Here is a 7754-nt window from a genome sequence, read left to right on the forward strand (position 1 = left end):
TGCTGCTAGTGTCGGCGCACTCCTAGCGCCATGACGGGCGGCTAGTGACTGCGGCCGGGGTTTCGCCGCAGCTGCCGCCCACCATGCCAGAAGCTCTCGCCGCTGCGAGTGCCCGGTCAACACGCCGAGCCTTCAGCAGGTGCTCGGGTTGCCGGTGTTGGCGTCGTGCGAAATCACCTCTGTGCCGGACCGCTACTGACCAGGCCCCAAATCACGGTCTTGCAGTAGTCGAGCACCTTCCGCCCGCCGGTGCAGATCATCCTCCGTAAGAACCGTTGTAGGCAAAGGAAGACGGTGCACTCGGCGCCTCACGTCGGCGATATTGAATGCTTGCATGGATGCGGCCAGGACGATGTTGCCGAAATGTCTGCCACGTACCACGGCCGGATCCGTGATCGCAATGACATGATCGAAAGCCGCGAATAAGGCGCGCGCCTCTTCTCCAACCCGCCTTATCCCCGCCGAAGCGATGGAATTCAGAAGGTAAATGCCCTCCGGCGTGAGGACGTGCTGAGCACGCACCGCACACTCCGCTGTACGTAGACGCGTTGGCACATCCCGGTTGGAGAATGCGTCACGGACCACAACATCCCAGGTGGCATGCGTGGTGTCGAGGGCCTGTCGCGCCTCACCGACGCGGATGCGCAAGCGGGGCGACGTGGGAAGATCGAACCATTCGCGCGCCAGCCGGGCGAGGGCGCCATCGATCTCCACGGCGAGTTGTCGCGAATTCGGGCGGCTGGCTTCCAGGGCGCGTGGGAAGGCGCAACCGGCAGCGCCGAGGTGTAGTACATGCAGTGGCTGTTCAGCAAGAAACCGCGAGTCAATGAGTTCGCGCATCTGCTGCATGTACTCGAACTCCAAGTAATCCGGTTGGTTCAGGTCCAGGGCCGAGGATTCGACTCCATCGAGGAATAGCGTGGCGAGCGAGCCGTCGGGACTTAACTCGACCTCCGCCAGGGCGTAATCGGTGCGCACCGGATGCTGTGGTAGGCGGTGACGTTCTGCTCGGTTGCTCATGGTTGAGAGCCTATCTCACTCAGTGATCCACAGACTGATCGCTTGGCGGCCCATTCGGGTCCGCTGAGCGTACCGTTGGACACCCATGAGCAAACCGGGCGCAACCTTTCAGCCAGCGGCACTGCCTTCGGTCCTCGATAGGTATTGGAGCGAATCTCGTAGGCGGTGCGGCAAGGCGGCTGTTCCGACGACTCCGTTGCGTGGGAGCGTGGGACGGCAACTTGCACGCCAATGTGGTGGAGGTACCGCGTACCCTGGTGGTACGAGATTGGTTCTGGTCGATCAGAGAAGCGCAGCGTGCGCAGCCGACCATCCATCAATCAAAGAGCGGCACAGTAACTGTGCGCGGTATTGGGGAGGAGCTATGTCGCGAGCACCGCGGTCCGACCAGGCACGGCGTTCCTGGGGCGATGACGACTCGGCCACCCCCATTCTGCACGTGGATATGGATGCTTTTTTCGTGTCGGTGGAGCTCCTCGACCATCCTGAGCTGCGTGGAAAACCGGTCGCCGTCGGCGGCAAAGAACGGGGAGTAATTGCCGCCGCATCCTATGAGGCGCGCGAATTCGGGGTGAACTCTGCCATGCCGGTAGGCCTGGCTTACCGACGTTGTCCGCAACTGGTCATGCTGCAGCCACGAGGTTCGGTTTATCGTGCGGTGTCGCGTCGCATCATGGAGATCTTGCGTGAGGTTACGCCGCGCATGGAGCAAGTCTCGGTGGACGAGGCCTTCCTTGATGTCTCGGGTGCGCGCCGCCTCTTCGGTTCGCCCGTGCAAATTGCCACGTCCCTTCGGCGCTCTATCCGTGAACAAGAAAACGTTCCTGCCTCGATTGGGATAGCCGCCACGAAGCACGTTGCAAAGATTGCATCAGCGCATGCCAAACCGGATGGCCTGTTGTTGATTCCCGCCGATGCCACGTTGCCTTTCCTTCATTCCCTGCCGGTCGGAACCATCAGCGGCGTCGGTGACCGAACGCGCGAGAAACTGGCGTTGCAGGGGGTGGAGACCGTGGGAGACCTGGCTGCGCTGGGGGAGGCACGGTTAGTTCGCTTGCTTGGGAAGGCTGCGGGGCAGCATCTCTATGAACTGTCGATGGGGATTGATCCGCGCCCCGTGGTGCCGAGCCGTGAAGAGAAGTCCCTAGGCCGAGAGGAGACCTTCTTCGAGTATCTTGAGGGCAGGAGGGCGATGGAAAGAGTTCTGCTCCGGCAGGCCCATGACACCGCGCGGCGACTGCGTGAGCGCGGCCTTGTTGCCGCGACGGTCGCCATCAAGGTGCGTTTCGCCGACTTCACAACCATTACTCGTTCGGTGACGCTTGATCGGCCCACCTCTCTAGCTGCAGATCTGTATGACCATGCGCAACGGCTCTTCAGTGAGGTACGGATTCCATCTGGGGGATTGCGGCTACTGGGACTACGTGCGGAGGGATTGCAGAGTGCACGAGGCGGAATCCAGCTGGCGTTCGACGACGACCCGCGACGCGGCAAGGCCGAGAACGCCATGGACGGTATTCGTAAGAAGTTTGGCGAATCAGCGCTCGGTCCAGCGAGCCTACTTGCCGATGACCAAGTCGAAGACCGTGGGAGCCGTCATCCCCGCGAGTGAGGGTGACGGCCGGAGACTGATACATGTAAACTATCGCCGCATGCCTCCGAACGGCTATTGTGGAGGTATCAGCGATCGATGAGGAGATGCCATGCCTCTGTCCGAATACGAACGAAAGATGCTTGATGAGCTGGAAGCTCAGCTTGCAGACGAGGACCCGACGTTCGCGGATACTCTCAAACCGGAGCAAACATCCGAGAGTGTTTCGCGCCAATTCTCAATCCGGCATCTCGTCCTGGGGCTCTTGGTGCTGGTCGCCGGGATAGCCGTGCTGGTTGCCGGTGTTGCCTTGGAGCAGGTGATCATTGGTGTGCTGGGAGTCGTCGTGATGTTTGGCGGCGCTTGGTACATCACCGAGGGGATTGTTGAACGACCGGTCGATCCGGCGGACGCTGCCAGCAAACCATCGCCTAAACCCAAGAGTGGTCGCGGCTTTATGGCGCGCCAAGCCGAGGAGTGGGAGAAGCGCCGCCGCGAGCGGGGCTGAGGGCTGCTGCCTTCACACAACTGTCTTTCTTTCCCAGGCCGGAAACCATTGTCATTTCCGGCCTGGGTCGCGTGATTGTTGTCCGCTCGGCATCCTGCCCATCTTGCCCACCCCCGTCTGGGCACCGGGCATCCGTGCTGCATGGAATGCGGATACACTCGCGCACGAGCCGACCTGATTTTGATCGGCCAAATCCCCGACATGGCAATCCATGAGCGGAGCAAGAGCAGAGCCTGGCCTGACAGGCGGAGCACGTGGTGGTGCGGCGCTCCTGCTCCAGGTTGATTTCCCGCGAGTGCCGCTCCCGGGATCGTGAATGGATCGCTGGAGGCCCCAACCAACGCGCAATGTTGGCGTGGCCGACCTCACCAGCCGCGCCATACGTGTAGCCAAGTGTATGCCCCGCTGGATGGAAGTCGGAGTTAGGGGACGAGCTGCTACACGGTCAAGTTCGCACCTGACGGCGACTGTCCAACGTGACCTTCCGTTACCTTGACGCTTGCGCTCGGCAAGGAGTGGGCCTGAGCTATACGCTTATCGTGACATGAGCGAAATTTCCCTCCACCTCGTTTTTGTCTTATGCTTTCTGCGATTCCTTCATAGAACACACCCTTTTCTAACTTGCTGGTGGAGCAATGTGGAGTAAAGTGGTGTGCAACGTCAACGCAGGGGAGGTGGACGGGTGTTCCTCGGAACGTATGAGCCGCGGCTCGATGACAAGGGGCGCCTGATCCTGCCGGCCAAGTATCGTGACCAGCTTCAAGGCGGGTTGGTGATGACGCGTGGCCAGGAGCACTGCCTCTATGTCTTTCCGTTCTCCGAGTTCGAACGGATGCAGGAGCAGTTGCGCCAAGCCCCACTGACGTCGAAGGAAGCACGTTCTTACCTTCGCGTCTTTCTTTCGGGTGCGGTTGATGAGGTTCCCGACAAGCAGGGCAGGATCACAATCCCGGCGGTGTTGCGCACATACGCCGGGCTGACCAGGGAGCTGGCAGTGATAGGTGCTGGCAGCAGGGTCGAGATCTGGGACCAGCAGGCGTGGAACGCATATCTGACTGACCAAGAATCGGCGTTTGCTGATCGCGAGGAAGAGGTCATACCGGGCCTCTTCTGAGCCGGGCGGCAGTCCCCTTCCGCCACTTTGAGGCAATTCCCCAGCTTCAGATGGGCGGAGAGGGCGGGCCGCCGTACGGTCAGATAGTCAACGGTGGGCGCCGTGGTGGCGTTCAGTGGCACGGAATAGACCGCAGGCAGGTAGGAGGTGAATGCAGCGGTGAACCCGAGCAGTGATTCACAGGCGGTGGCGGAATCAGATGAGCGCGGTGAGTCTGCCATGCCTGAAGGGGCGCGCGCGGCGGGAAATGCTCTCCACACTCCTGTCATGGTGGATGCCTGTGCCGATCTACTTGCCCCGGCTCTGCGCGAACGCGCCAATCCTGTTCTTATCGATGCCACACTTGGGCTGGGTGGGCATTCGCAGGCATTGCTCGAGCGCTTCTCCAATTTGACAGTAGTCGGTATTGATCGTGATGGAGAAGCAGTGGCGTTGGCGTTGCAACGTCTCGCATCCTTCGCGGATAGATTCCAGGCCGTTCAAAGCACCTATGACGCCATCGACGACATTGCTGCAACCTACGGTCCGCAGGATGGGGTCGACGGCGTACTCATGGACCTTGGAGTATCGTCGCTCCAGCTCGATGAGGTGGGACGCGGATTCTCCTACGCCCACGACGCTCCACTTGACATGCGGATGGATGCCACGCGTGGTCGCACTGCGGCCGAGATCCTCGCCACCGCGAGCTATGAGGAGCTCACGCGTATCTTGACGGAGTATGGCGAGGAGCGCTTCGCGGCGCGAATTGCGGGGCGCGTCGTCGCCACCCGAGACCGCGAGGCCATCGTACGTACCGGACAACTCGTTGAGATCGTCCGAGCAGCCGTTCCGGCAGCGGCCCGCCGTCGAGGCGGCAATCCTGCCAAGCGGACATTTCAAGCACTGCGAATTGCCGTGAACGATGAGCTCAGCATCCTCGAGCGAGCCATTCCACGCGCTATCGATGCCCTTCGTATCGGTGGCCGTATCGTCGTGGAATCCTATCAGTCGCTCGAAGACCGAATTGTCAAACGCGCCTTTGCTGCAGGAGCCACCTCACGTACCCCGCGCGGGCTGCCGGTCGAACTGGCAGGACACGAGCCGTACCTGCGGCTCGTGACGCACGGTGCCAGTAAAGCGGATGTCACCGAAATCACGACCAACCCGCGCAGTGCTTCAGTGCGGCTACGCGCTGCCGAGAAGTTAAGTAGGAAGGAAGGATAAAATGGCTGCCACTCCGGCACGATCTGTTCGCAGTGAGGCCCGCCCTGTCGTTCAAGGCCTGCCGAGCCTCGAACTGGTTCCAACTCCGGCGCCCGTGCGAGGCTTCGTTGGAACAGTAATCGCCTGCCTGGCGCTGTTCCTTGGTGCCTTTGGCGTGGTCTTCTTCCTCAACACACAGCTGGTTTCGACGGCGTACGAGATTCAGTCGGTGCACCAAGAAATCAACGCTGCGACGGCAAAAGAGGCAACCTTGCAGGACGAATTGGTGGACGTGTCTACTCCGCAAGGTCTCACGGCCAAGGCGAAGCAACTAGGATTGGTCCCAGCAACTGAGATCCAACACCTGGATCTCGCGACAGGAAGTGTTATCGCACCCGTTGATTCCGAAGGGAACTAAATGGCGGCTTCGTCGGCTCAGCAGCGACGGTCAACCCCGAAGCATCCCGGCTCTGGACGCATTCGGACGGGAATTGACTCGTGGCGGCGCTCTTATCTGCGCCAGCCGATCAGTGTGCGGCGTATTCGCTCTGTCGCCACCATTTTCCTGATGTGTGCGGTCGTTTTGACGGCACGGCTCGTCGATCTACAGGTGGTTCGTGCCACGACACTGTCGGACACCGCCTCGAGTTTCCGTACTCGCACCTACGCCTTGCATGCCAAGCGTGGAGACATTCTCGACTCCTCCGGTGCTGTTCTGGCTACTTCTATCGAGCGATATAACGTCGGTGTCAATCAAAAGTTGATCGGCAACTATGTGCGCTATGACGATGACGGAAACGTGATCGGAACCGGTGCCGCTGCGGCTGCCGAGGTGCTCGCACCGCTTCTGGACATGGATCAGGCCGAGCTCGGTGGCCTTCTGCTGGGAGGCGAGCAGAAGTCAACCTTCGTCTACATTAGGAAGGACATTTCCCCCGAGCTATGGAGGGAGATCAACTCACTCGGTATCGCCGGTATCGAACCGGAACAGTACATGAAACGTGAGTATCCGAATGGTGCGGTGGCGGGGAACGTCATCGGCTATGTCGGGGAGACGGAGGAAAGCGCTGAGCCGACGGGTCAGGCCGGTATCGAACGCTCTCAAAACGAGATCCTCTCCGGCACCGACGGCTCGCTTTCCGTCGAGCTTGCCGGTGGCGGCGCGGTACTACCCAATGGACAGCGTTCGGAAGTGGCGGCGATTGACGGCTCAAGTGTCAAACTGACCATTGATCGTGACCTGGAAAATGAGTTGCTGGAAGCGGTGAACAAGTCCGTACAGGACAACGGCGCCGAATGGGGTGCTGCGGTCGTCATCGAAATCGGTACCGGTCGTGTTCTAGCTCTTGTTGACTCGGGCAGCCCGGATCCCTCCAATCTGGCGGCGAGCAGTGCGGACTCATGGGGCTCGCGGGCGGTGTCGGCACCGGTAGAGCCGGGATCAACCGGGAAACTTGTTACCTTCTCGGCGACGATCGACCAGGGGACCGTCAGCCCCGAATCACTGTTCACCGTCCCGGACACCTTTACAACGTCCAGTGGCGAAACCATCCACGACAATGACGGGCATGCCACGGAAGATATGACGGTAGCAGGCGTTCTCGCAAAGTCGTACAACACGGGATTGGTGCAGATTGGTGACACCATCTCGGATGAAACTCGTTACAACTACATGACGGAGTTTGGGCTGGGATCCAAAACCGGCATTGAACTGCCTGCAGAGTCGGCCGGCATCCTCTCTGACTACACCACCTGGGACAACCGGACCCGGTACACAACGATGTTTGGACAGGGCTGGGCCGCCACGACACTGCAATTGGCTCAGATCGGAGCCACTATCGGCAACGGTGGCGTCTACGTTCCGGCGCATATCATCGATTCGACCATCTCGCCGGATGGACAGGAGACGCCAACGGTTGTCGGCGACTCGCATCGTGTCATTTCGGAAGACAGCGCGGACACTATGCTGCAGATGATGCAAGCGGTAACCGATCCGCAATCCACCGGATATTACGCCCGGGTGGAAGGCTACAACATCGCCGGTAAAACGGGTACCGCCCAGGTTGCCGACGAGAACGGCAACCTGACGAAGCGAGTCGGAACCTTCGTCGGTGTCATTCCGGCGGAGGACCCGCAGATCGCGGTGGCCGTCGTCGTATACAACCCCGCAGGGGCCGGGTACGGCGGAGAGGTCGCCGCTCCGGTGTTCTCGGACGTCGCTGGATTTGCGGTGCGCCAGCTCGGCATCCCCCCATCCACGGTTCCCCTGTACAAATACCCGTGGTTCGCCTACGAGATGGGATCAAATGCTAATGGGTGAGACGGGCCTACCGCGCCCA

At 60.6% G+C, this 7754-nt stretch carries 7 protein-coding genes; 6 read left to right on the top strand and 1 reads right to left on the bottom strand.

The genetic code is table 11. The annotated features are described in order from the left end of the window. Positions 1-192: 192 nt before the first annotated feature. Positions 193-1020, bottom strand: coding sequence for a fused MFS/spermidine synthase (locus EKN07_RS10840; protein ID WP_126146397.1), 828 nt, complete (start codon positions 1018-1020; stop codon positions 193-195). Positions 1021-1384: 364 nt separating this feature from the next. Here EKN07_RS10840 and dinB point away from each other — a divergent pair, with 364 nt between their 5' ends. From dinB to EKN07_RS10870, 6 genes are all read left to right on the top strand, one after another. Then, positions 1385-2632: a DNA polymerase IV gene (gene dinB, locus EKN07_RS10845; protein WP_126146398.1), complete on the top strand. Its 1248-nt coding sequence runs from the start codon at positions 1385-1387 to the stop codon at positions 2630-2632. Positions 2633-2723: 91 nt separating this feature from the next. Next, positions 2724-3119, top strand: coding sequence for a DUF3040 domain-containing protein (locus EKN07_RS10850; RefSeq protein WP_108715829.1), 396 nt, complete (start codon positions 2724-2726; stop codon positions 3117-3119). Between the two features lie 682 nt (positions 3120-3801). Further along, positions 3802-4233, top strand: a complete 432-nt coding sequence (mraZ, locus tag EKN07_RS10855; protein ID WP_108715828.1) for a division/cell wall cluster transcriptional repressor MraZ — start codon at positions 3802-3804, stop codon at positions 4231-4233. A 219-nt stretch (positions 4234-4452) separates the two neighbouring features. After that, positions 4453-5436 (top strand): 16S rRNA (cytosine(1402)-N(4))-methyltransferase RsmH, encoded by a 984-nt coding sequence (gene rsmH / locus EKN07_RS10860; protein WP_108716687.1) that lies wholly within the window; start codon positions 4453-4455, stop codon positions 5434-5436. A 1-nt stretch (position 5437) separates the two neighbouring features. Continuing rightward, on the top strand, positions 5438-5833 hold the full coding sequence (locus EKN07_RS10865; protein WP_108715827.1) for a hypothetical protein: 396 nt from the start codon (positions 5438-5440) through the stop codon (positions 5831-5833). Continuing rightward, entirely contained in the window at positions 5834-7735 is a 1902-nt protein-coding gene (locus EKN07_RS10870) for a penicillin-binding protein 2 (RefSeq protein WP_126146399.1), read from the top strand. The last annotated feature ends 19 nt before the right edge of the window (positions 7736-7754 follow it).

This window comes from Actinobaculum sp. 352, from assembly GCF_003957265.1.
In the GTDB taxonomy this organism is placed as follows: Bacteria; Actinomycetota; Actinomycetes; order Actinomycetales; family Actinomycetaceae; genus Asp313.

What these genes read in the sequence shown, in the direction of transcription:
- EKN07_RS10840 (WP_126146397.1), bottom strand. Translation starts at nt 1,020, where the DNA reads ATGAGCAACCGAGCAGAACGTCACCGCCTACCACAGCATCCGGTGCGC.
- dinB (WP_126146398.1), top strand. Translation starts at nt 1,385, where the DNA reads ATGTCGCGAGCACCGCGGTCCGACCAGGCACGGCGTTCCTGGGGCGAT.
- EKN07_RS10850 (WP_108715829.1), top strand. Translation starts at nt 2,724, where the DNA reads ATGCCTCTGTCCGAATACGAACGAAAGATGCTTGATGAGCTGGAAGCT.
- rsmH (WP_108716687.1), top strand. Translation starts at nt 4,453, where the DNA reads ATGCCTGAAGGGGCGCGCGCGGCGGGAAATGCTCTCCACACTCCTGTC.
- EKN07_RS10865 (WP_108715827.1), top strand. Translation starts at nt 5,438, where the DNA reads ATGGCTGCCACTCCGGCACGATCTGTTCGCAGTGAGGCCCGCCCTGTC.
- EKN07_RS10870 (WP_126146399.1), top strand. Translation starts at nt 5,834, where the DNA reads ATGGCGGCTTCGTCGGCTCAGCAGCGACGGTCAACCCCGAAGCATCCC.